The 20,613-nt window shown below is 73.4% G+C and carries 23 protein-coding genes and 1 pseudogene; 16 read left to right on the top strand and 8 right to left on the bottom strand.

Features of this window, described 5'->3' with window-relative positions; all coding sequences use genetic code 11:
- Positions 1-38 precede the first annotated feature (38 nt).
- The 3 genes from SLAV_RS41050 (at position 39) to SLAV_RS19940 (ending at position 853) form a co-directional block, all read left to right on the top strand.
- Positions 39-212 carry a hypothetical protein gene (locus tag SLAV_RS41050; RefSeq protein WP_158740434.1) on the top strand — a complete coding sequence of 58 codons (174 nt, stop codon included), beginning with the start codon at positions 39-41 and terminating at the stop codon, positions 210-212.
- A gap of 148 nt (positions 213-360) precedes the next feature.
- Positions 361-582 (top strand): hypothetical protein, encoded by a 222-nt coding sequence (locus SLAV_RS19945; protein WP_030224866.1) that lies wholly within the window; start codon positions 361-363, stop codon positions 580-582.
- Positions 583-589: 7 nt separating this feature from the next.
- Entirely contained in the window at positions 590-853 is a 264-nt protein-coding gene (locus SLAV_RS19940) for a hypothetical protein (protein ID WP_030224870.1), read from the top strand.
- Positions 854-872: 19 nt separating this feature from the next.
- Here SLAV_RS19940 and SLAV_RS19935 read toward each other — a convergent pair whose 3' ends face one another.
- A complete protein-coding gene (locus SLAV_RS19935) occupies positions 873-1,862 on the bottom strand; it encodes a helix-turn-helix transcriptional regulator (protein WP_388099589.1) in 990 nt (329 codons plus the stop codon).
- Positions 1,863-2,024: 162 nt separating this feature from the next.
- Between SLAV_RS19935 and SLAV_RS19930 the strand changes: the two genes are divergently transcribed.
- The gene (locus tag SLAV_RS19930) at positions 2,025-2,291 is read left to right on the top strand and encodes a response regulator transcription factor (RefSeq protein WP_234333363.1); all 267 of its coding nucleotides are present in this window, start codon (positions 2,025-2,027) and stop codon (positions 2,289-2,291) included.
- 74 nt (positions 2,292-2,365) lie between these two features.
- On the opposite strand, the gene SLAV_RS19925 is transcribed toward SLAV_RS19930, so the two are convergent.
- Positions 2,366-2,884 (bottom strand): hypothetical protein, encoded by a 519-nt coding sequence (locus tag SLAV_RS19925; RefSeq protein ID WP_030224877.1) that lies wholly within the window; start codon positions 2,882-2,884, stop codon positions 2,366-2,368.
- Positions 2,885-2,945: 61 nt separating this feature from the next.
- Entirely contained in the window at positions 2,946-4,700 is a 1,755-nt protein-coding gene (locus tag SLAV_RS19920; protein ID WP_030224886.1) for an ABC transporter ATP-binding protein, read from the bottom strand.
- A 239-nt stretch (positions 4,701-4,939) separates the two neighbouring features.
- Between SLAV_RS19920 and lxmA (SLAV_RS19915) the strand changes: the two genes are divergently transcribed.
- The 12 genes from lxmA (SLAV_RS19915) (at position 4,940) to SLAV_RS19860 (ending at position 15,464) form a co-directional block, all read left to right on the top strand.
- The gene (gene lxmA, locus SLAV_RS19915; RefSeq protein ID WP_100660920.1) at positions 4,940-5,155 is read left to right on the top strand and encodes a lexapeptide family class V lantibiotic; all 216 of its coding nucleotides are present in this window, start codon (positions 4,940-4,942) and stop codon (positions 5,153-5,155) included.
- A gap of 95 nt (positions 5,156-5,250) precedes the next feature.
- On the top strand, positions 5,251-5,466 hold the full coding sequence (lxmA, locus tag SLAV_RS19910; RefSeq protein ID WP_100660920.1) for a lexapeptide family class V lantibiotic: 216 nt from the start codon (positions 5,251-5,253) through the stop codon (positions 5,464-5,466).
- 125 nt (positions 5,467-5,591) lie between these two features.
- Positions 5,592-6,185, top strand: coding sequence for a peptide terminal cysteine decarboxylase LxmD (gene lxmD, locus SLAV_RS19905; RefSeq protein ID WP_051840192.1), 594 nt, complete (start codon positions 5,592-5,594; stop codon positions 6,183-6,185).
- Positions 6,182-7,147 (top strand): hypothetical protein, encoded by a 966-nt coding sequence (locus SLAV_RS19900; protein WP_234333364.1) that lies wholly within the window; start codon positions 6,182-6,184, stop codon positions 7,145-7,147. The genes lxmD and SLAV_RS19900 overlap by 4 nt, the downstream gene beginning before the upstream one ends.
- Positions 7,144-8,295 carry a class V lanthionine synthetase subunit LxmK gene (gene lxmK / locus SLAV_RS19895; protein WP_030224889.1) on the top strand — a complete coding sequence of 384 codons (1,152 nt, stop codon included), beginning with the start codon at positions 7,144-7,146 and terminating at the stop codon, positions 8,293-8,295. Before SLAV_RS19900 ends, lxmK begins: the two co-directional genes overlap by 4 nt.
- Positions 8,292-9,320, top strand: a complete 1,029-nt coding sequence (locus tag SLAV_RS19890) for a T3SS effector HopA1 family protein (RefSeq protein ID WP_051840194.1) — start codon at positions 8,292-8,294, stop codon at positions 9,318-9,320. The genes lxmK and SLAV_RS19890 overlap by 4 nt, the downstream gene beginning before the upstream one ends.
- A gap of 1 nt (position 9,321) precedes the next feature.
- Positions 9,322-10,191, top strand: a complete 870-nt coding sequence (locus SLAV_RS19885) for a class I SAM-dependent methyltransferase (RefSeq protein ID WP_078950068.1) — start codon at positions 9,322-9,324, stop codon at positions 10,189-10,191.
- Entirely contained in the window at positions 10,188-11,486 is a 1,299-nt protein-coding gene (locus SLAV_RS43180; protein WP_100660919.1) for a M16 family metallopeptidase, read from the top strand. The genes SLAV_RS19885 and SLAV_RS43180 overlap by 4 nt, the downstream gene beginning before the upstream one ends.
- Positions 11,483-12,784, top strand: coding sequence for a M16 family metallopeptidase (locus SLAV_RS43175; protein WP_051840197.1), 1,302 nt, complete (start codon positions 11,483-11,485; stop codon positions 12,782-12,784). The genes SLAV_RS43180 and SLAV_RS43175 overlap by 4 nt, the downstream gene beginning before the upstream one ends.
- Positions 12,781-13,818, top strand: coding sequence for a F420-dependent peptide dehydroalanine reductase LxmJ (gene lxmJ, locus SLAV_RS19870; protein ID WP_051840200.1), 1,038 nt, complete (start codon positions 12,781-12,783; stop codon positions 13,816-13,818). The genes SLAV_RS43175 and lxmJ overlap by 4 nt, the downstream gene beginning before the upstream one ends.
- A gap of 118 nt (positions 13,819-13,936) precedes the next feature.
- Positions 13,937-14,701 (top strand): ABC transporter ATP-binding protein, encoded by a 765-nt coding sequence (locus SLAV_RS19865; protein ID WP_030224901.1) that lies wholly within the window; start codon positions 13,937-13,939, stop codon positions 14,699-14,701.
- Positions 14,694-15,464 carry an ABC transporter permease gene (locus tag SLAV_RS19860; RefSeq protein ID WP_234333365.1) on the top strand — a complete coding sequence of 257 codons (771 nt, stop codon included), beginning with the start codon at positions 14,694-14,696 and terminating at the stop codon, positions 15,462-15,464. Before SLAV_RS19865 ends, SLAV_RS19860 begins: the two co-directional genes overlap by 8 nt.
- 49 nt (positions 15,465-15,513) lie before the next feature.
- Here SLAV_RS19860 and SLAV_RS19855 read toward each other — a convergent pair.
- The 5 genes and pseudogenes from SLAV_RS19855 to SLAV_RS19835 form a co-directional block, all read right to left on the bottom strand.
- A pseudogene (locus SLAV_RS19855) lies at positions 15,514-16,140 on the bottom strand (histidine phosphatase family protein); the annotation flags it as partial.
- Between the two features lie 11 nt (positions 16,141-16,151).
- Entirely contained in the window at positions 16,152-16,637 is a 486-nt protein-coding gene (locus SLAV_RS42505; RefSeq protein ID WP_030224907.1) for an SRPBCC family protein, read from the bottom strand.
- 23 nt (positions 16,638-16,660) lie between these two features.
- Entirely contained in the window at positions 16,661-18,466 is a 1,806-nt protein-coding gene (locus SLAV_RS19845; RefSeq protein ID WP_030224908.1) for a carbamoyltransferase family protein, read from the bottom strand.
- A gap of 22 nt (positions 18,467-18,488) precedes the next feature.
- Positions 18,489-19,553: an NAD(P)/FAD-dependent oxidoreductase gene (locus SLAV_RS19840; protein ID WP_030224910.1), complete on the bottom strand. Its 1,065-nt coding sequence runs from the start codon at positions 19,551-19,553 to the stop codon at positions 18,489-18,491.
- Between the two features lie 101 nt (positions 19,554-19,654).
- On the bottom strand, positions 19,655-20,611 hold the full coding sequence (locus SLAV_RS19835) for a cucumopine synthase-related protein (RefSeq protein ID WP_037686143.1): 957 nt from the start codon (positions 20,609-20,611) through the stop codon (positions 19,655-19,657).
- Between the last annotated feature and the right edge of the window lie 2 nt (positions 20,612-20,613).

Genomic DNA, 20,613 nt, shown 5'->3' with positions numbered 1-20,613 from the left:
GGAGTTGATCAACGGGTGTGGGGCGGGGGAAGGTTCGCGTGGACGAGGACGAGATCAGGCGGGCGGTGGCTCGGGGGATCCGGGACCATCAGAGGTCGCAGCCGAAGCCCAAGGGTGTCGTCGACGACGTGTCCGGTGCCGCGTGCGGCTGCGTCGTGATGTTCGTGGTGGCCCTGGTCGTCATGGGGATGATCGTGGCGTCCAACCGCTAGCCGCGACGGGCGTTGGCACGAAGCTGATGCCGTGGGTGCAACAAGCTGACAGCGATCTCCGTGGAAGGGGCCCTGCCCCGCTGACAAGGTTGTTCTCACCGGCCGACCGCCGGAACGACAACCGCTCTTCCACCCCACGGAGACCACGATGAGCGTCAAGAAGATCAGCGTCGCGCTGGTGCCCGCCACCGCCCTCCTCGTCATGCTGGGCCCTGCCCCGGCCTTCGCGGCGGCCCCGCAGCAGGGCGCGCCCGAGAAGGTCTGTTCGGTGTCGCATGCCCTCCCGCTGCCCGGCCTCCTGCCGCAGTCCGCGTACCGCTCGGCCGCGAAGGCGCTGCCGAAGCCGGTCTGCGTCAACGGCTGGCAGTGAGGGCGCGATGAGGGAACGGCACCTGTACGAGGTCGCCCTGGTCAGAGCCGGACCCGAGGCCGCGGCGGCGGAGACCACCGTCGTACGGCTCGTAGGACTGCTGCCCCCGCACTGGACGTGCGCGCAGCGGCTGGACGCCGACGGGATCACGCTGGTGGTCTCCGCAGCCGCGGGCGGTGCCGGGCCCGACGACGGGAACGCGGTCCGGAAGTGGCTGGCCCGGGTGCTCGGCGAGGACTCGCTGCGCGGGTGGCGCGCGGCAGGGCCGTAGCGCCCGGGCCCGGCCGCCGCTAGATCCAGCCCCGCTCGCGCGCGAGCAGCGCGGCGTGCGGACGGCTGCTGGCACCCAGGATGCGCAGGACGTCGGCGACGTGACGACGGTAGGTGCGGACGGAGATTTCGAGGTTCCGGGCGCCCGTCTCGTCCTTGCCCACGCGGCACAGTTCTTCGAGCACCCGGCGCTCGATCTCCGAGAGCACCTCGATGGAGTGGGATCCGTCGCCGGTGAGTACGGCCAGGTCCACGGCCCGGTCCCAGATCTTCTCGAAGAGCGCCAGGATGTTGGACACCAGACCGGCCTGCTGGGTGACCAGTGCGCCGCGTGCGGTGTCCGCCGGGTCGACCGGCACCAGGGCGGTCTGCCGGTCGTAGACGAGGATCCGCTCGGAGAAGCTTTCGGCGACCCTGATCGAGGCGCCCTGTGCCGTGAGTTCGCGCAGGTAGGCGACGGTCGGCGGGTGGTCCAGGGCCTCCCTGCGGACCACGCTGCAGACGCGGACGCCCCGGCGCAGACACCGGGTGTCGAGGGGACGCGCGTGGGCGATGTTGTCGGGGGTGAGCGCGGAGTAGGGCTCCACCGACAGGATCTCCTCGCGGGCGAAGAAGGCCAGGTCGTCGATGCGGTCGCGGATCTGGGACAGCACCTCCAGCCGCTCCACCCCCTGCGGGGCGAGGGACCTGGCGCCCTGCTCGGCCTTCAGGTCCGCCACCAGGTGGCGGGACTGGGTGACCTGCTGGAGCTGTTCGTGCAGGACCCGCAGCTGGAGATCGGTGAGCCGGCCCACGGCCGTCTCCGGATCGGTGGCGAGGACCGCCGCCGGGTCGCCCTGGAGCAGGCCGAGCCGGAACAGCCGTTCCTGGGCCGTCTCGGCTTCCTCCCGGGGCACGTGGAGGAGGACGTGGATGTCCTCGCCCAAGGTGGCGGGATTACGTAGGAAGTGGCGGTATATCCGTTCCTCTGTGGTGGTGAGTCCGAGTATGCGCAGACTGGTTCCGTTCACATCTACCCCCGTAGACCGTGCGATCGATCGCTGCCGGGCACGGGTCAGGTGCCGGGCAGTCTTACGTACCGGTAATGCAGGGTAATGCCTAGGTAAAAAACGAACTCCGGCGTAGCGGCCGAAGGTGACATGAATCATGAACATTCAACGGGGGAAGTTGCTTTGAAGCCATTGACCGAAAACCACCCACTGGACTTCTCCTGCCTCACGGGCCGTGAGGTGGAAGTGCTCCTGCTGCTGGCCTCCGGGGAACAGAACCGCCGCCTCGCACGGCACCTCGGCATCGCGGAGCGCACGATCCGCGCGCACACCGCCAGCATCGTGCGCAAGCTCCGGCTGAAGTCGCGGTTCGAGGCGGCGATCGTCGCCCACCTCTACGCCGACGACATCAAGGACCTGGAGACGACGCAGCAGCGCAGCGCGGCCTGACAGCGCAAGGGAGAGGCCCCGTCCGGACGGACCGGACGGGGCCTCTCCCTCGTGTGCGCGGGCCGGGGCGCGGTCTAGGGCAGCGCGCTGCTCACGCCGTCCACGATCATCATCCACATGGGCTGGCCGCCGGTGCCGAAGGCCGATGCCAGGGCGTAGCCGACCGCCGCGTCGAGCGGCCGGGCCTCGGCGTCCTCCCGCCACTCCGCGATGACCAGCTCGTCGCCGTCCGAGGAGAAGTCCCCGATGTGCACGCCGTCGCGGGTCAGCCGGCTGCTGGGGACCGAGTCCGGGACCAGCCGGTAGTCCACCCCCTCGAACTCCACGTCCACCCGGTACGAACGCCGGCTCAGCCGGCCCTGGGCCGGCTTCAGTTCGGCTTCCCGGCCGTCGATCCACAGGGTGAGGAAGGCGGGGTCGCGGGTGCCTATGGCGGTCTGCGGGTCCACTTCCGACCCGGGCTTGCGTTCCAGGACCACGTGGGGGATCCCCTCGCCCTCGACCTCCAGGCGGTCCTGGCCGTCCTGGCGGACGGTGATGCCGCCGAAGCGGGTGTCCTCGATGGGGGTCGGGTTCCGGTCCGAGTCGTTCATGCGTCAGGTCCTTCGGTGCGGGTGAGGCGGGTGGGGCGGGTGAGGCGGGTGAGGCGGCCGCTCAGCGGGCGGAGGCCAGCTGGGTCGCGGCCAGTTCGCGGTAGAGGTCGTTGCGCTGCAGCAGCTCCCCGTGCGGGCCGTGGTCGCGGACCCGGCCGTCGTCGAAGAGGATCAGCCGGTCGGCGGTGGTCACCGTGGACAGCCGGTGCGCGATCAGCAGGACCGTGCAGTTCTCGGCGGCCTGCTCGACCGTCTTGCGCAGGGCGATCTCGCTGAGTCCGTCGAGATGGGCCGTGACCTCGTCCAGCAGCAGCACCTGCGGCTCGCGGAGCAACGCCCGCGCGATGGCCAGGCGCTGGCGCTCACCCCCGGAGAGGGCGAGGCCGCGGGAGCCGACCTCCGTGTCGAGCCCGTCCGGGAGTCCCGCGACGAACTCGTCGAGCAGGGTCTTGCGGAGCACCTCGGCGACGGCCTCGTCGGTGGCGTCGGGGGCCGAGTAGAGGAGGTTCTCGCGCAGGGTTCCCGCGAGCATCGGGGAGTCCTGTTCGACGTAGGCGATACGGCGGCGCAGGTCGGCCCGGCTCAGGGAGCGGATGTCCGTCCCGTCGAGGCGGATGCTGCCCGCGTCCGTCTCGTAGAAGCGCTGGATCAGAGAGAACACCGTGGTCTTTCCCGATCCGGAGGAACCGATGATCGCGGTGATCGCGCCGGCCGGCGCGGTGAAACTGGTCCCCTTCAAGGTAGGCGTACGGCCCTGGTAGGCGAACTCCAGCCCCTCCACCACCACTTCCGGCGGCGGACCGGAGGGCTGCGCCGGCGTCAGGTCCACGTCCTCCTCGATCTCCATCCCCTGGACCTCCTCGATCCGGGCGAGGGCGCCGAGGCCCTGCTGGAGGGCCGTGGTCCCGGAGACCAGCGACAGGATGGGCCCGCCCAGGTTGAACAGGTAGAGCAGGAAGCCGATCAGCGCGGCGAGGTCCAGCGACCTGGTGGCGACGAGCGCCCCGCCGAAGCCGATCACGGCGAGGAAGGACGCCTGGACGACCAGCCCCGCGAGCACCGCGATCATCGCCTGGTACCGGGCCCCCACCAGCCCGGCGCGGTACGCCCGCTCGGCGGCGGCGTCGGCGCGCCCGGTCTCCTTGGCCTCGCCGCCGTTCGCCTTGACCGTACGGGCGGCTCCCAGCGCGCGGTCCAGGGCGGCGCCGATCGCGCCGACGGACTCCTGGGCCTGGGTGGTGACCTGGCGGATGCGCGGCATGACCACGCCCATGGCGACCCCGACGACCAGCAGGACCACCGAGGTGATGCCGAGCAGGGGCAGGCTCGTGACGCCCATCAGCACGATCGTCGCCAGCAGGTGGATCGAGCCGTCGACGATCTGGATGAGCCCGCCGGTGGCGGCGTGCTGCACCAGGGTGCTGTCGGAGGTCACCCGGGTGGTCAGGCCGCCCGGTTCGGTGCGGTCCAGCTCGCTGGTCCGCAGCCGGATCAGACGGGAGATGAGGCCGCGCCGTACGTGGAGGACCACGCGCTCGGCGGTGCGTTCGCTCAGCCAGGCCTGCCCCCACATGAGCGCGATGGACAGGAGCAGCAGGCCGATCAGCAGCAGGAGTTCGTCGCGCAGGCCGGCGCCGGTCATCAGATTGCCCAGGACCGTCTGGATGACCATCGGCTGGGCGAGGCCGGCGGCGCTGGCGAGCAGGGTCAGCAGCAGCACCACCGATAGAACACCGCGGTGCGGCCGCGCGTACGAGAGCAGCGCGCGCAGCGCGGGCCGCTCAGCCTTGGGCTGTTCTGCGTCAGATGTGTTCACACACGTATTTCTAATGCTTCCCGCGCGCGCGGGAAATTGTCTCTTGCGGCAATGCCGGAACGGCGGCTGCGAAAAGCGAACCACCGCTGCCGCATGCGGAGTTGGCGGAGTGGTCAATGCCGCAAGTGGCAATGGTGCGGCCCCTGGACGGCGGGTCAATATCGGTCTGTCCCCAGCGGACACCGGCCGCCGCTCCGGCGGGTCCGGAATTCCATCTGCGCATGCCGAGGAGTTTTCCCATGCAGAACGTCACCGAGAAGGACCTGTTCGACGGCTACACCGCCTACACCTCCGCCGAGGAGCTGGGCCTGCACGACGGCGCCACCGCCGGTCCGGCCTTCAGCCCCACCGTGCCGTGGGCGATCCAGGCCACCGTCATCTCCGCCCGCTCCTCCCAGGCCTGCGCCGCCGCCCTCGGCTCGCTCGCCGCGAAGACCGTCGAGAAGAAGTGCTGATCACTGCCCCTCGGCAGGACCGCACGACCGTACGACCGCACCGCCGCCGGCCGACCGGGCCGGCGTCATCCACCCCACGCAGTAGGGATCACACCATGCAGAACGTCACCGAGAAGGACCTGTTCGACGGCTACACCGCCTACACCTCCGCCGAGGAGCTGGGCCTGCACGACGGCGCCACCGCCGGTCCGGCCTTCAGCCCCACCGTGCCGTGGGCGATCCAGGCCACCGTCATCTCCGCCCGCTCCTCGCAGGCCTGCGCCGCCGCCCTCGGCTCGCTCGCGGCGAAGACCGTCGAGAAGAAGTGCTGATCGCAGCGTGACATCGGGGACCGGCCGGTCCACCGCGGCGCAGTCCGCCGCGGGGCGGCCGGCCGGCCCCGGCGCGTCGTGACCTCCGGGTCCGCGCGCCCCGTAGCAGCCCGAGAGGAGGAGACATGGACGTTCCGGACGCCGGACCGCGGCGTGTGCTCATCGTGGGAACCGGCGCCCTCGGGGTGGCCTTTCTCCCCTTCTGGATCAACTGGATGGGCAATGCGCACCCGGAGGACGAGATCCGTGTCGCGCTGACCCGTTCGGCCTTGCGTTTCGTGTCCGCCGACGCGCTCGCCGTGCTGTCCGGCAAGGCGGTGTTCATCGACGACTGGAGCGAATTCTCCGGAGTCGACGTACCCCACGTCGAACTGGCGCGCTGGGCCGATCTCGTACTGGTGCACCCGGCCACCCTGCATTTCGTGAGCCGCCTCGCCCTCGGCATCACCGACACCCCCCTGCTGCTCGCCCTCCAGTCCACCGGCGCCCTCGTGGGCGTCGCCCCGTCCCTGCCGCCCGCCGCGCACAAGAGCCCCGTCGTACGGGGCCACCTGGACGTGCTGCGGAACCGGCCCGGGGTGGTCCTCGCGCCCACGGTCCCCGCGGTGAGCGCCAGTACGGGAGAGCTGGAGGACGGCGGCTCCGCGCCGCTCAACGAGCTGTACGACCTCTGCCTCGCCCGGTCCGGCGGCGGCCGCGCGAAGGGGACCGGCCCGTGACCGCCGCGACCGCCACTACCGCCCCGGCCCCGGCGCTCCCCGAGCCGTCCGGCCCCGACGTGGTCGCGGAGTACGGGACGGAGCTCCAGACCACCCGGGTGCTGCGCGCGCCCGACGGCGGCTTCCTGTGGTGGCAGGGGCCGGGCGCGCAGGTGCGCGGACCGCTGCTCGCGCCCGCCGCGCACCTGGTGCCCCGGCTCCCCGACGACACCGGCGCGGCGCTGCTGACGGTCCCCGAACGGGCCGGAGCGGGTCTGCTGCACCGGGTCGCTGGGGCGGCCTCCGCCGCGGCCTGGCTGCGGGACTTCCGGCCCCAGGCCCGTGCGCTCGTGGCCCATTCCCTGGCTTCGGCGGCCCGCGCCCTGCGCGCGCTGCACGCCGTACCGGCTCCCCCGCCCGGGGAGCCGCCGCTCGGTGCCCCGCCGGGGCTGGGCCGGCTGCGGGACTGGGCCCACGGGAGCGGTGAGCTGCGCGAACGGGCTCTGGCCTGCTGGGGCCCGGATCGGATGGAGCGGCTGCTCGGCTGGGCGGACGACCTCGCCCCGGACCTCGCGGCGGCCCCGCACCCCGAGGACGGCCGGGCGCTGATCCACGGCTGGGCCTCGCTCGGCGCGCTGGTACCGCCCCTGAGCCGGGGCCGGGTGGCGCTGCTGACCGGCGAGGACCTGGCCGTCGGGCGGCCCGAGCTGGACCTGGGGTGGCTGCTCGGCGAGCTCGTGGAGCTGGCCTGGACCACCCCGCACCAGAACCCGGCCGGCCTCCAGCGGCTGCTGCTGGACGCCTACGGGCCCGGCCCCGACCCGGTGCTCGTCGGACGGTCCGCCGTCCTGCGGGTCGTCACACACATGCAGGACTTCGCGACCTACCGGGGGTGGGACGACGAACTCCTGGGCTACATCGCCTTTACCGCCGAGCTGATCGACGAGGAGGGCCGCAGAGCGGTCCCCCAGGGAGTGTCATGACTACAGCGACCCCGACCGAGCGGCAGCCCGCGCTGCTGCGGTACCAGCCCACGGAACTGGACACCGTTCCCGAGGTGGCCGAACTGCTGGACCGGCTGGGCCTCGGCAGCTTCGTCCCGGACGGACTCACCGCCTTCGGCGGCCGCAACGACAACTGGGCGGGTACGACGACCAGCGGAGACCAGGTCTTCGTCAAGACGGTCGCCCGCGCCCCCGACGGCAGCAGCCCCGAACTCGACCGCACCCTCGCCTACGAGGCCCTCTCCGGCCGGCTGCCCGCCGGCTCCCCGCTCCGCTCCCCCGCCCACCTCGGCGCCCACGAGGGCGCCGCCCTCAACGCCTACCGCCTGCTGCCCGGCGCCCGTTCCGGCTCCGAGGTCGCCCTGGACGGCGGCTTCGACGAGGAGATGTGCCGCGAGGCCGGACGCGCCGTCGCCACCCTCCACGCACTGGACGCGGACGGCGCGGGCGTGGACACCGGCGAGGCGCCGCTGCCGCCCCTGGCCTGGCTGGAGGGCTTCCCCTGGAGCGCCCTGCCCGACCGCAGCATGGCGCAGATCGCCGCCTGGAAGCTGGTCCAGGACGACGCCGAGGTCGTCGCCGCGCTGCACCTGCTGCGCGCGCGGGAACAGGCCTCGCCGCGCACCCCCGCCCACTGCGACCTGCGCTTCGACCAGTTCATCCACCACGAGGGCACGCTCTACCTGTGCGACTGGGAGGAGTTCCGGATCGCCGACCCGGCGCGCGACGTCGGCGCGTTCATCGGCGAGTGGCTCTTCCAGGCCACCTACTCCGTCTTCGCCCCGACCGGCGACCCGGGCGCGGCGGCCCCCGTCCTCGGCTTCGACCTCACCCACGAGGAGATCGTCGGGCGCGGCTCGGCCAGCCTGCGCCGTCACACCCCGCGCATCGCCGCCTTCTGGCAGGGCTACCTCGAATGCCGGGCCCCCGACGCCGGACTGGCCGAGCGGGCCGTCGGCTTCGCCGGCTGGCACATGTACGACCGGCTGATCGCCACCGCCCAGGCGCACGCCGTCCTCAGCCCCGTCGCCCGCGCGGCGGCCGGCATCGGACGGGTCCTGCTGCTCAACCCGTCCGGAGCCGTCGCCACGCTGCGGCTCGACACTCCTTCCGGGAGCTCCCGATGACCCTCACCGCCACGCGCGTCCTCGCCCCGAGGCTGGCCGCCGCCCTCGACCTGGTCTCCGTACGGGCCGACGGGCTCCACGCCACGGTCGCCGGACGCGAGTTCACCGCCGAGAGCCCCCGCGACCTGCGCGGGCGCCTGTCCAACGCGCTGTACGAGGAGTTCCACGCGGGCAACGGCGAGCACCGCCGGGAGTCCGGCGGCGCGCCCCGGCGCAGCCTGCGCGACGCGGGCCTGGAGGAGCGGCTGGCGGCCGGGGTCCCGCACGCCTGGACCCCGACCCGGGCCCGGCTGATCGAGGTGCTGCGCCGGGAGGGCGGCGACCAGCTCCTCGTACGCCTCCCGGACATCACCGCCCGGGTACCCGCCGACCGGCTCATCGGGGCCGGGTCAGGGTCCGGGGACGGGGACGGGCCGCGGCCCGGGGACATCGTGGAACTGGCACTGGAGGCCGCCCGGCCCGCCCTGTCGCCCGGCTTCTTCTACGTGATGGGCTCGCGCGCCCTGCCCCGCCCGGCCGGGCCGATCCGCCGGCTCTTCCTGCACGCCCTGGACGGGGACGCCGCGGCCGGCCTGTGGGCGGCCACGCTCGCCGCCCTGGAGGGTGCGGGCGCGCTGTACCACGCGAAGGCGCTGTCCGACCCGGACGACTTCCCGCGCCGCGACGGTCTCGTCGTCTACCTGCACGGCGACCACGAGCCGGGCGAGCGGGCCGTGGTCGAGGCGGTCCGGGACCTGCCCGGACGGGGCGCGGACACCTCGCTGTTCACCGAACGCCTCGCGCCGGGCGTGGCCGCCGCGTGGGACCCGCGCGACCCGCGGCCGGGCCAGAGCGGCATGAGCTTCGGGCAGCACCGCAGCTTCGCGCTGGCCACGGCCCTGGTCGACCACGCCGTGGCGGCCGACGGCCGACAGGGGGACTCCCCGGAGGGCTCCCTGGAGGAACACGTGGCGCGGGAATTCCGCGCGGCGGGGATCGACCCGCTGAACCCCCAGAACAACATCTCCACGACGGAGGGGAACTGACATGAGCGAGACGACGACGGCCGAGACGGTGGCGGACGGGGCGGCGGCGGACGAGGCGGCGGCGGACGAGGCGGCGGCGGACGAGGCGGCGGCGGACGGGGCGGTCACCGCCCCCGCGGACGCGAGCGGGCTCGGCACGGCCATCACCACGGCCTACAGCGACGCCCTCGCCGACGTGTACGACGACATCTACCCAGGCACCCCCGAGATCGCCGAGTACCTGGTCACCCTCACCAAGCCCGGCGCGAGCGTCCTGGAGCTCGGCGTCGGCACCGGCCGCGTCGCCCTGCCCCTCGCCGACCACGGCTTCCGGGTCCACGGCGTGGAAACGTCCGAGGCCATGCTCGCCCGCCTCGCCGAGAAGGACCCCGAGGGCCGGATCACCCCGGTCCTCGGCGACCTCGTCCGGCTCGACCTGGAGCGGACCTTCGACGTGGTGCTGGCCCCGTTCAACGTGCTGTGCTGCGCGATGACGGTCGACGAGCAGATCGCGATGATGCACGCGATCGCCCGGCACACGGCGGCGGACGGCCACGTGGTGATCGAGACCTTCGACCCGAGCGACCACCACGTCCAGCGCAAGGCCGACGTCACCACCCGCCCGGCCGGCACCCGCGGCGTGGTCATCGAATCCCTGGAGGTGCTCCCCGCCTCCCAGAACATGCTGCTCAACAGCACGCTCTTCCTGGACGGCGCCGCTCCCAAGTCCTCGTCCACGGTGATGCGCTACCTGTGGCCGAGCGAGCTGGACCTGCTGGCGGCCATCGCCCGCCTGGAGCTGGTCGCCCGCTACTCCGGCTGGCAGGAGCAGCCCTTCGACGGCGGTGACGGCCGCAAGATGTGCGTCTCCGTGTTCCGGCCGCTGGCATGAGCACGAGCCCCTACGGCGGCCGGCTGCCCAACGGCCTCGGGCTGTCGGTGGAACCGCGGCCCGGCGCCGGCCTCGTCTCCGTCGCGCTGACGGTGGCGGTGGGCGGCGACGCGGACCCGGCGGGCCTGCACGGCACGGCCCACCTGGTCGAGCACCTGATGTTCCCGCGCGCGGCGGCCTCCGACGGCCCGGACGGCGGCCACGTCGCCCGCGTCGAGGGCGCGGGCGGGGTCTGCAACGCCGAGACCCACCGCGACCACACCGTCTTCCACACCACCGTGCCCGCCGGGATGCTCACCGAGGTCCTGGAGTGGGAGGCGCGGCGCCTGCTCACCTTCGCCCCCACGGAGTCCGTGCTGCGTACGGAGACCTCCGTGATCGCCGAGGAGATCCGCGGCGCGGCCGCGGCCGGCGGGGTCTGGGAGGCGGCGCTCGCGGCCCTCCACCCCGGCGGCCGGGACGCTTTCGGCACCGCCGCCGAGCTGGCGGGCGCGACCACCGCCGATGTGGACGCCTTCTTCCGCCGCCACTACCGGCCGGACGCCATGGTGCTCTCGGTGGTGGGGGAGGCGGACCCGGACCGCGTGGCGGCCTCGGTGGACCGGTTCTTCGCCGGACTCCCGACCGGCCCCGCCCCCGCCCCCGCCCCCGCCTCCACGCCCGCTCCCGCCCCGGCGCGCACCGCCGCGCCGGCCACGATCCGGACGGCACCGCTGCCTTCCCCCGTCAGCGGTGCCGCCCTGGGCCACCCCCTGCCCGACCCGGTGCTCGACCGGAGCGGCTACCTCGCCCGGGTCGTCCTGGCCGAGACCCTCGGCCGGACCCGGCTGCCGCGCCTGACCCGGCGCGACCCGCGGATCGTCTCCGCCCTTGTCACCTGCGGCTACCACGGCCAGTGGCTCGGCGGTACCGCACCCGACCTGCTCCTCGCGCAGTTCGCGACCGCCCCCGGAGCGGGTCCGCAGGCGGCGGCCGACGGCTGGCGGGAGGTCCTGACCGAACTGGCCGAACGCCCCGCCGACCCGGCCGAGCACCGCCGCGCCCTCAACGCACTGCTGCTGGCCTGCCACCGCCGGGCCGACTCCCTCACCGCCCGCAGCGTCTCCCTCGGCCGTGCGGCGCTGCTCTTCCCCACCGCCCCCGGCCCGGACGCGCTCCCCGGCGACCTGGCCCGGGTGACCCCCGCCGAGGTGTCCGCCGCCGCCCGCGCCCTGCTGTCCGGACCCTGCTCGGTGACCGAACTGACCGCACCGACGGCCTTGACCGCACCGACCGGGATCGGAGAGAAGCGGTGAACCGCGAAACCGGCGACACCACCCTCGGCAACGGCCTGCGCGTCGTGGTCGTCCGCACCCACGGCGCGCCCCTCGCCGAGGTCCGCCTCGTCCTGCCCTACGCCCGCACCGCCCCGCACCTCGCCGAAGCGCAGGAGCTGCTCGCGGCCCTCTTCGGCACCGGCACCGGCGCCTGCGCGACGGCCGGCGCCCGTACCCGGCAGGACGTCGCCGACCTCGCCGCCGACCTCGGCGCCGAGCTGAGCACCGTCGTCACCGCCGAGTCCCTCGTCGTGGCGGCGAGCGTGCTGCGCGCCGGGCTGCCCGGCGTCCTGGCGCTCCTCTCCGACCTGCTGCTGCGCCCCGCGTACCGCGAGGCCGAACTCGCCCTCGCCCAGCGGCGCGCGGCCGTCTCCCCCCGTACCCCGGGCCCCCGGCAGCGGCTGCGCCGGGCCCTGCTGGGCCACGCCTTCGGCACGCATCCCCTGGTGGACCCGCCCACCGCACCGGCCGCCGCGACGACCCCCGAGGACCTGTACGCGCTGCACGCGCGGGCGGTGGTGCCCGACGGCGCGGTGCTGCTGGTGACGACCCCCGACGACCCCGACGAGGTGGGCGTCCGCGTACGGGAACTGCTGGCGCCCTGGTCGGGCGGCCCGTCCGGGCTGGTCCTGCCGCCCTTCGCCCGCCGTGCCCCGCGCCCCGGCCGCATCGCGCTCACCGAACCGGCCGGGGCCGCCGGGACCGCCGCCGCCGCCGGCTCCGGCCAGGCGCTCGTGCTGTGCGCCGCCCCCGCCGTGCCTGACGGCCACCCGGCCCACGCCCCCCTGCACCTGGCCCAGTTGATCCTCGGCGGCTCCGCCTCCTCGCGGCTGGCCCGGCGGGTCCGCGACCGGCACGGGCTCGCGTACGCGGTCTCCGCGGACCTGCGGGGCAACCGGGCCGGCGACTGGCTGGAGATCGAGTGCGCCGGCGCCCCCGGCACGGCCGGCCGGATCGCCGGGGAGATCACCGACTGCCTGCGGGAACTCGCAGCGGACGGCCCCTCCCCCGAGGAGGTCGAGCGGGCCCGCGCCTACGCGAGCGGCTTCACCCGCTTCGCGCTCGCCACCCGGACCGAGGAGGCGAGCGCCCTGGCGGGATTCGCGGCGGCCGGTCTGCCGCTGGACTGGCTGGAGGGCTACCGCGACCGCCTCGCGAAGGTGACGCACCACCAGGTCGCCGAGGCGGCCGCGTACTTCCTCAACCCCGCCCGGGTGGCCGTCTCCACCCTCGACGAGGCGGAACACGACCACGAGAGCGACCGGAGCACCCAGTGAACGCGACGCCCCCAGCCCCGCACCCCGCCCCACACCCCGACCCGCGCACCCCCGCGGTGCTCTACCCCCTCCAGCCCGACCACCCCGACCTCGTGGCCCCCTTCGCCTCCCTCGTGCAGCGCACCGGCGCCCGCAGGCTCTGGCTGTGCCAGTCCTTCAAGGCCGAACCCCACCAGGTCCTGGCCCACCTCGCCGGCATGGGCCACAGCACTCCCGTCGGCACGAGCGTGACGCTGCTGCCCCTGCGCCACCCCTACGAGGCCGCCCTCCAGGCCCGCTCCCTCGCCCTGGTCACCGGGCAACCGGTCGTGGCGGGCTTCGGCATCGGCAACCCGGGCTTCGTCTCGGGACTCACCGGCAGCCCGTACGCCAGCCCCCGCACCGCCGTACGCGACTACCTCACCTCCGTCCGGGCCCTCCTCGACGGCGAGACCGTCGCGCACGAAGGCCCGTACCACCAGATGCACGGCGGCCTGCTGCCCCTGGACCACGCCCCGGTCGAGGTCGGCGCCGGGGTGCTGCGCCCCGGCATGGCGCGCACGGCCGGTGAGGTCGCCGACGTGGCCATCACCTGGATGACCCCGCCGTCCTACGTCGAGGGGACCCTGCTGCCCGCCCTGGACGCGGGCGCGCAGGGCCGCCCGGCCCGGCCGCGGATCGCCACCGCCGTCCACGTCGCGCTCGCCCGGCCGGGCCGGGACCCCCGGCGCCTCGCGCTGGCCGCGGCCGGCACCCACCTCCAGGTCCCGCACTACGCCGACATGCTGCGCCGGGCCGGTGTCCTTGTCGACCCGCACGACCCGACCGGGACGGCCGACGCGCTGCTGGCCGGGCAGGTCGTCGTCACCGGCACCGCCCGGGAGATCGCCGAGGCCCTCGACGGCTACCGCCGCGCGGGGGTGGACGAGCTGATGCTCAACCCCTCGGGCGTGCTGCTGACGGAGGGCGTCCACGCGGCCGTCGCCGACTTGGAGGAGATCCTCGCCGCCTGCGACAGCATCCTGCCGCGCCCCCGGCAGGATGCTGCTGCCTGAGGACGGCCCGGGGCACGCCCCGACTGCTTTGCTGGGAAAGGTGGATGGGGCGTCCGGCCTCCATCCCGATCCGTCATCCGACGTCCGACGTCCGACGTCCCCGGCAGGAAGAAGAGTCGTGAGCAGGGAACACCCGGACCGGGCGGGCGGCGCCAGCGTCGCCCTGTCCGGCATCAGCAAGAGGTTCGGCGACCACCAGGCGCTCCAGGACGTCTCCTTCGAGCTGCGGCCCGGCAAGGTCACCGGCCTGCTCGGCCCCAACGGCGCGGGCAAGAGCACCCTGCTGCGGATCCTGCTGGGCCTGGCCCGCCCGGACGCCGGCACCGCGCACGTCCTGGGCGCGGCTCCCGGCACGGCCCCGCGGAGCGCCCGCCGGATCGGCGTGCTCATGGACTCCGTCGGCTTCCCGCCGCGCATGACCGTACGGCGGCAGCTGCAGATATCCGCCGTCGCGCTCGGGCTGCCCGCGTCGCGCGTCGACGAGGTGCTCGCGCAGGTCGGCCTGGAGGGCGATGCGACCCGTCGGCGCATCGGCGCCTGCTCGACCGGCATGCGCCAGCGCCTCGCCCTGGCCGTGGCGCTGCTCCCGGACCCCGAACTCCTCATCCTGGACGAGCCGTTGAACGGCCTCGACCCGGACGGCATCCGCTGGATGCGCCGGCTCGTCGAGCGGGCCGCCGCCGAGGGTCGGACCGTGCTCATGGCCAGCCACATGCTCTCGGAGGTCGAGCAGAGCGTGGACGACATCGTCGTCCTGCGCCGCTCGGTCCTGTTCACCGGCACCCTCCAGGACCTGGTCCGGCAGGGCCACGGACGGCTGGAAGACGCCTACTTCGGCCTCGTCGAGGGCTCCGCGCCCCGCCTGGAGGACTCTCGTGCGTAACTCCGACCTCAGCTCCTCCCGGGGCGCGATGCGGCACCAGATCGCCGCCGAGACCCTCCGGGCCCGCTCCGGCGCCGCCCTGCCCGGACTGCTCCTGACGGCGCTGGCCCTCGGCGCCCTCGGCCAGCTCGGCTCGGTCTACGCCGAGACGGAACTCGCCGCGAACGCCGTGGACGCCTCCCACCGGGTGGTGAACCTCGCCGCCTCCGCGACCCTGTTCTCCTCGCTCTTCGGCGCGCTGCTGGTCACGGGCGAGTTCAAGTCCGGCTCGATCGGCCGCAGCGTCCTGTACGCCCCGGGCCGCGGCGCCGTCGTCGGCGCGAAGCTGCTGGTCGCGGGGCTGGTCGGGCTGCTGTACGGCCTGGTCTCGGTGCTCTGCTCGCTGGCGGTCGGGGCAGCCGCCTTCGCCTCGAAGGACGTGTCCCTGGTCCTGGACGGGCGCACCTGGCAGCTCGCGGCCGCCGTCGTCGGCGTCTGCGCCCTGGCCGGTCCGTGGGGCGCCGCGATCGGCTTCGTCGTACGCAACCAGCTGATCGCGGTGATCGGGCTGGTGATGTGGGGGACGCTCGGCCAGCTGATGGTGCTGGGCCAGTTCCCGCAGGTGGGCCGCTTCCTCCCGGACGGGGCGCAGCTGGCCGTGCTCGGCGACCGGCTCACCCTCCCGAGCGCCCTGGACGCCCCGTACGGGCTGCTGCTCCTGGTCGCCTGGGGCGCGGCACTCGCGCTGCTCGCGCACCGGACGTTCACCCGCCGCGACGTCTGAGCGCGTCTGCACGGACGAGCGCCCGGCACACGTGACGTGTGCCGGGCGCTCACCGCCGTGCGGGTCGGTCCAGGTGGTGGGTGTCGTTGAGGGCCTGCACCGTGGCGGTGCCGGACCCGTCGTACGTCACCGTCGACAGCGAGGCGGCCGCGAGCTCCATGCGGAACAGGCTGTGCGGCGGGGCCTGGAGGGCGAGGCGGAGCAGGCTCCTGAGGGGGACGACGTGGGAGACGACCAGGACCGTGCCGCCTGCGTGCCGGGCCAGCAGCCCGTCCCGTACGGCGGCGGCCCGGCGGGCGACCCGCCGCACGGTCTCGTCCGTGCCCGTGGGCGGGCTGTCGGGCGAGGCGAGCCAGGCGTCCAGGTCCTGCGGGTGGCGTTCGCGGACCTCGGCGAAGGTCAGGCCCTCCCAGGCGCCGAAGTCCGCTTCGCGCAGGTCCTGCTCGACCTGGACGCCCAGGCCGAGGCGCGCGGCCACGGCCTGGGCGGTCTCCCGGCAGCGCCGCATCGGTGACGTGACGACCGCCTCGATGCCGCCGCGGCGGGCGAGGGCCTCCGCCGCAGCCCGCGCCTGGAGGCGTCCGGCCGGTGAGAGTCCCGGGTTGGATCCTCCGCTGCCGGAGATCCGCCGCCCGGGGGTGAGCAGGGTCGCGCCGTGCCGCAGCAGTACGAGGGTCGTCACGCCGCTCACTTCGAGGTCTGCGCGAAGTGGTCCCGTACGGCGTCGGTCTGCTTCTCCATGACGTCGATGATGGCCTCGACCACCTTCAGGTCGGCGTCCTCGGCGATCTCCAGGATCCGCGACCACTCGAAGAAGCTGCGGGCCGGGTCGTTGGTGATCGGGCGGACCCGGATGGTGGCCTCGTAGCTCTGGACCCCGCTGGTGGGGGCGATGGCGCGGTAGGACTGGGTCTTGTTGATCTCGTCGCGGGCGGCGATCTCCTGCTGGACGAGGCCGCCGTTGAGCGTCAGCTTGAAGTCGTAGCGGGCCGGGACCGTCTCGACCGAGCCGCCCTCCGTCCAGGTGACGTCGGTGTGGATGTCCAGGTCGCCGGGGGAGACGATCGCCAGGATCTGCATGGCGTCGCGGACGGTCGCCCACACGGTGTCCGGGTCGGACTCCAGGATGGTGGAGTGGTACATGGTGTGCTTGCGCTGGATCTGGATCGACATGGGGTACTCCCTTGTGCGGTGGGTCAGTTGGCGGCGTCGGTCTTGGTGACCAGGTGGTTCCCGAGGACCAGGTGGTCGATCTCGGTACCCATGAAGCAGTTCAGGGCGTCGGTCGGGCTGCACACGATGGGTTCACCCGCGACGTTGAACGAGGTGTTGATCAGGCAGGGCGTGCCGGTGAGGGCGGTGAACCTCCGCAGCAGCGCCGTGAGCCGCGGGGTGCCCTCGTCCGTCAGCGTCTGGATGCGGGAGGTGCCGTCGACGTGCACGGCGCCGGGGATCCGGTCCTTGTACGCGTCGCGGACGGGGAAGACGAAGGTCATGTATGGGGAGCTGGTCTTGCGCCCCATGTCGAAGACCTCCGGCGCCCGCTCCTCCAGGACCAGGGGGGCGAACGGGCGGAAGGGCTCGCGGTGCTTGACCCGGGTGTTGATGATGTCCTTGATGTCGTCGAAGCCGGGGTTGGCGATGATGCTGCGGTGCCCCAGCGCGCGCGGCCCGTGCTCGACGCGCCCTTCGAACCAGCCGATGACGACCTTCTCCGTCAGCAGCTGCGCCACCCGCTCGACGACCTCGTCGTCGTCCAGGCGCGTGGCGACGACGCGGCCGGCGAAGCCCTCCAGGGCCTCCTCGATCGCCGCCTCGTCGTAGGACGGGCCCAGGTACGGGCCGACGGGTGCCGAGGCGGCGAGGATCTCCGCGGGCCCGGTGCCGGCGTGGCCGAGCCAGGCGTGGGCCGCGGCCCCGATGGTGATGCCGGTGTCCGAGGCACCGAAGCTGACCTGCATGTCCTCGAAGCGGGAGCCCTCGAACATCGGTGTGTTGTTGAGGCAGTTCAGGGCGACACCGCCCTCGAACAGCAGCCGGTCGAGGTCGGTCCGCTTCTCCAGGTGGCGTACCTGGTGGGCGGTGGCGACGTTCAGCATCTGCTGCGCGGCGGCGGCGACCCGGGAGGTGTATTCGAGGGTGTCCTCGAAGGGGCCGAAGTACTCCTCGAACAGGGCGTCGTGGCTGTGCAGGTCGTCGGTGCGCAGCGGCTCGGTGAAGGTGTAGCGGCCGTCGTCGTGCAGCCGCAGGAGGTGCTCGACGAACGGGTTCGGCGAGGGGGGCTCGGCGTATCCGGCCAGGCCCATCACCTTGTACTCGTCGTTGTTGGGGACGAAGCCGAGGAAACGGGTGATGCAGGAGAACAGGGTGCCGATGGAGTACTGGGCACCGGTGGCGGTGTCGTCGAAGACGGTGATCCTGCCGTCGCGGATCTCGCCCGCCAGGGTCGAGAAGCGCTCGGCGCGGCCGTCGCTGACGAGGAACGCGGAGTCCTTCATGCCGGCGAGGTAGTAGCCGGTCGTGGCGTGGGCCAGGTGGTGCGGGACGAAGCGGACCTTGGCCGGGTCCGGGCGGTGCCCGGTGCGGGCCTCGAAGTCCGCGAGGATCGCCTCGTGGCTGACGACCTGCTCGAACAGGTCGGCCATGTCGCCCAGGAGGCGGGTCTTGGCCTCCTCGGACAGCGACGAGGCGCGGATGCCGTCGCGGATCCCGTCCAGGACCTCGGGGGTCCAGTTCCAGGGGAAGGCGAACAGGTCCACGTCGTCGAAGGTGATCCCGGCTTCCTCCAGGCACCAGCCGATCGCGTGCACGGGGAAGTCGGTGGTCTTCTTCTCCCGGTTGAGGCGTTCCTCCTCCACCGCGGCGACCAGACGGCCGTCGATCAGGAGGGCGGCGGCGGCGTCGTGGCCCAAGAGGTAGTGCTTGTTGATGCCGGTCGCGCCGAGGCGTTCGGAGAAGAACTCCGACACCCGGCTGAAACCGTTGCATCCGAGGACGATCACAGCATTCTCTCCTGTTATGGGGCTACTTGACGATCAACAGGTCGCGGAGCTTCTCCCCGGCGGCGGGTGCCTGGCACAGGCCCGCACCGGTGAACCCGGCCGCGTACAGGAAGCGGCGGGTGGGGTGTTCGCCGATGAACGCGGTGTTGTTCGGGCTGGCGTCGAAGTCCCCGGACCACGCGCGGTGCAGTCCGATGCCGTCCAGGGCGGGGAACAGGGTGCCGAGGTGGCCGGAGATGCGGCCGAGCCAGGCCTCGCGCGTCTCACCGGCCCCGGGCATTCCCATGGCGAGGAGGATGCGGTCCTTCCACGAACGGATCCGCAGCCCGGACGTGGCGTGCATCGTCATGGGCAGCTCGTGGTGCGCGGTGTCCGGGACGTCCAGGACGTCCGGGACGTCGGTGAACAGCATCTCGATCGCGCGGGGCGTCATCGGCAGGTCGACCGAGGCCATCCCCGCCACCTCGCCGGACCAGGGTCCGGCCGTGCAGACGATGCTGTCCGCCTTGATGCTGCCGCGGGGGGTGTGGACGGTGTTGTCGTCGTCGATGCGCGTGACGGGCGTGTGGGTGAACAGGCGGGCGCCGTGGTTGCGGGCGCCGGCGGCGTAGCCGCGGACGATGTCGAGGCCGTCCACGTGGTAGGCCTCGGGGGACCAGGCGGCGGCCAGGACGGCGTGCTCGCCGATCAGCGGGTTGAGTGCGCGGGCTTCGGCCGCGCTGATCAGGTGCACTCCGACCCCGGCGGCCCGCTGGGCCGGGAGGCCGGCCTCGAAGGCGGCGATCTGCTGTTCGTCGGTGAACAGCACCATGAACCCGAGCCGCCTCAGGCCGAGGGGGGCTCCGGTGCGGCCGGCGAACTCGTGGTAGGCGTTCAGGCTGCGCACGGCCATCCGCCCGGTGTGCGGGTCGCCGGGGAAATAGGTGCGGACCATGCCCGCGGTGTGCGCTGACGCTCCGCCTCCGAGGCTTCCGCGTTCCAGCAGTACGGTGTCCACGCCGGCTTCGGCGAGGTGGTGGGCGGCGGAGGTTCCGATCACTCCCCCGCCGATGACGACGGCGTCAGCGCGGTCGGGTAAGGCGCTCAAGGTCTTCCTTCTCCTGTGGTGTGGGGGGTCCCGGGGGGGGACGGACGCGGGTGCGCCGCCCGTCCCCCCGCCGGACTCCGCTCCGGGCACGGCCACGGACCTCAGCCGGCGTCCTGCTGGCGCAGGTGGTCCCCGGTCTCCCACGGGTACAGCTGGAGGTTCCAGCCGCCGAGGCAGTTGACGTAGAGGGCCATCTGGCTGGTGACGGCGTAGAAGTCGTCGCGGTCGAGCCGGTCGAGGACGTCCAGGAAGCGCTGGGTGAACGCCCACAGCCGCTCCAGGCCGCAGTAGCCGAGGAATTCGGCGGGGACGCCGACCAGGAGGCGGGTCATCTGGACGAGGGAGTCCAGGGGCATGTCCTGGACGACGGCGCGGACGAGTCCGCCGTAGGCCGCGTAACCCAGGGGCCGGGTCTCGCCGTTGACGAACAGCAGGGTGGGCAGGACGGTGCCGAAGTTGCCCGCCTTGGAGGGGATGATCCCCCGGTGGAGGCCGTCCAGCTCGGCCGGGGGCGCGAGCCAGATCTTCTCGGTCTCGGCGTGGATGTCGGCGATCAGGCGGGCGGCGTCCGCGTCGGTGGCCGGGAGCTTCGGGATGCGGTGGCCGCCCGGCTCGCCCGCGCGGCGCACTTCGGCGAGGATCTGCTTCTTCGTGGAGTAGACGGCGTCCCAGATCGCGGCCCCGGCTTCCAGCAGGGCGGGCATGTCCGCCTCACGGATCTGGCCTACGGGGGTGGCGGGCATCGGCTCGGTCAGGGTGCCGTACTTGATCCCCAGGTGCTGCAGGCCCGAGCAGAACACGGTGCCGTCGGCGGCCTCGCGCCGGTCGGGGATCCGGGTGGTGTGGGGCGTATGCAGCAGCTTGGGTATCGGCGACACGTGGTAGAGGTGCTCACCCGCGATGAGCGCGTGCCCCTGGAGGCTCTGGTAGGGCAGGGACTCCCACAGGGCGTCGGCGAGGGCCGGGTTGCGGTCGTCGAGATCGGCGGTGACCGTGATCCCGAGGTCGGGCCAGGAGATCTCGATCTGACGACCGGTTAACGTCTTGTTCTCGGACAAGG

The organism is Streptomyces lavendulae subsp. lavendulae, from assembly GCF_002803845.1.
Taxonomy (GTDB): domain Bacteria; phylum Actinomycetota; class Actinomycetes; order Streptomycetales; family Streptomycetaceae; genus Streptomyces; species Streptomyces lavendulae.
This window is presented reverse-complemented; position numbering and strand designations above follow the sequence as displayed.

Bases quoted from the DNA above. Each gene is read 5' to 3' on its own strand.
- SLAV_RS19945 (WP_030224866.1), top strand. From the start codon at position 361: ATGAGCGTCAAGAAGATCAGCGTCGCGCTGGTGCCCGCCACCGCCCTC.
- SLAV_RS19940 (WP_030224870.1), top strand. From the start codon at position 590: ATGAGGGAACGGCACCTGTACGAGGTCGCCCTGGTCAGAGCCGGACCC.
- SLAV_RS19925 (WP_030224877.1), bottom strand. From the start codon at position 2,884: ATGAACGACTCGGACCGGAACCCGACCCCCATCGAGGACACCCGCTTC.
- lxmA (WP_100660920.1), top strand. From the start codon at position 4,940: ATGCAGAACGTCACCGAGAAGGACCTGTTCGACGGCTACACCGCCTAC.
- lxmA (WP_100660920.1), top strand. From the start codon at position 5,251: ATGCAGAACGTCACCGAGAAGGACCTGTTCGACGGCTACACCGCCTAC.
- lxmD (WP_051840192.1), top strand. From the start codon at position 5,592: ATGGACGTTCCGGACGCCGGACCGCGGCGTGTGCTCATCGTGGGAACC.
- lxmK (WP_030224889.1), top strand. From the start codon at position 7,144: ATGACTACAGCGACCCCGACCGAGCGGCAGCCCGCGCTGCTGCGGTAC.
- SLAV_RS19890 (WP_051840194.1), top strand. From the start codon at position 8,292: ATGACCCTCACCGCCACGCGCGTCCTCGCCCCGAGGCTGGCCGCCGCC.
- SLAV_RS19885 (WP_078950068.1), top strand. From the start codon at position 9,322: ATGAGCGAGACGACGACGGCCGAGACGGTGGCGGACGGGGCGGCGGCG.
- SLAV_RS43180 (WP_100660919.1), top strand. From the start codon at position 10,188: ATGAGCACGAGCCCCTACGGCGGCCGGCTGCCCAACGGCCTCGGGCTG.
- SLAV_RS42505 (WP_030224907.1), bottom strand. From the start codon at position 16,637: ATGTCGATCCAGATCCAGCGCAAGCACACCATGTACCACTCCACCATC.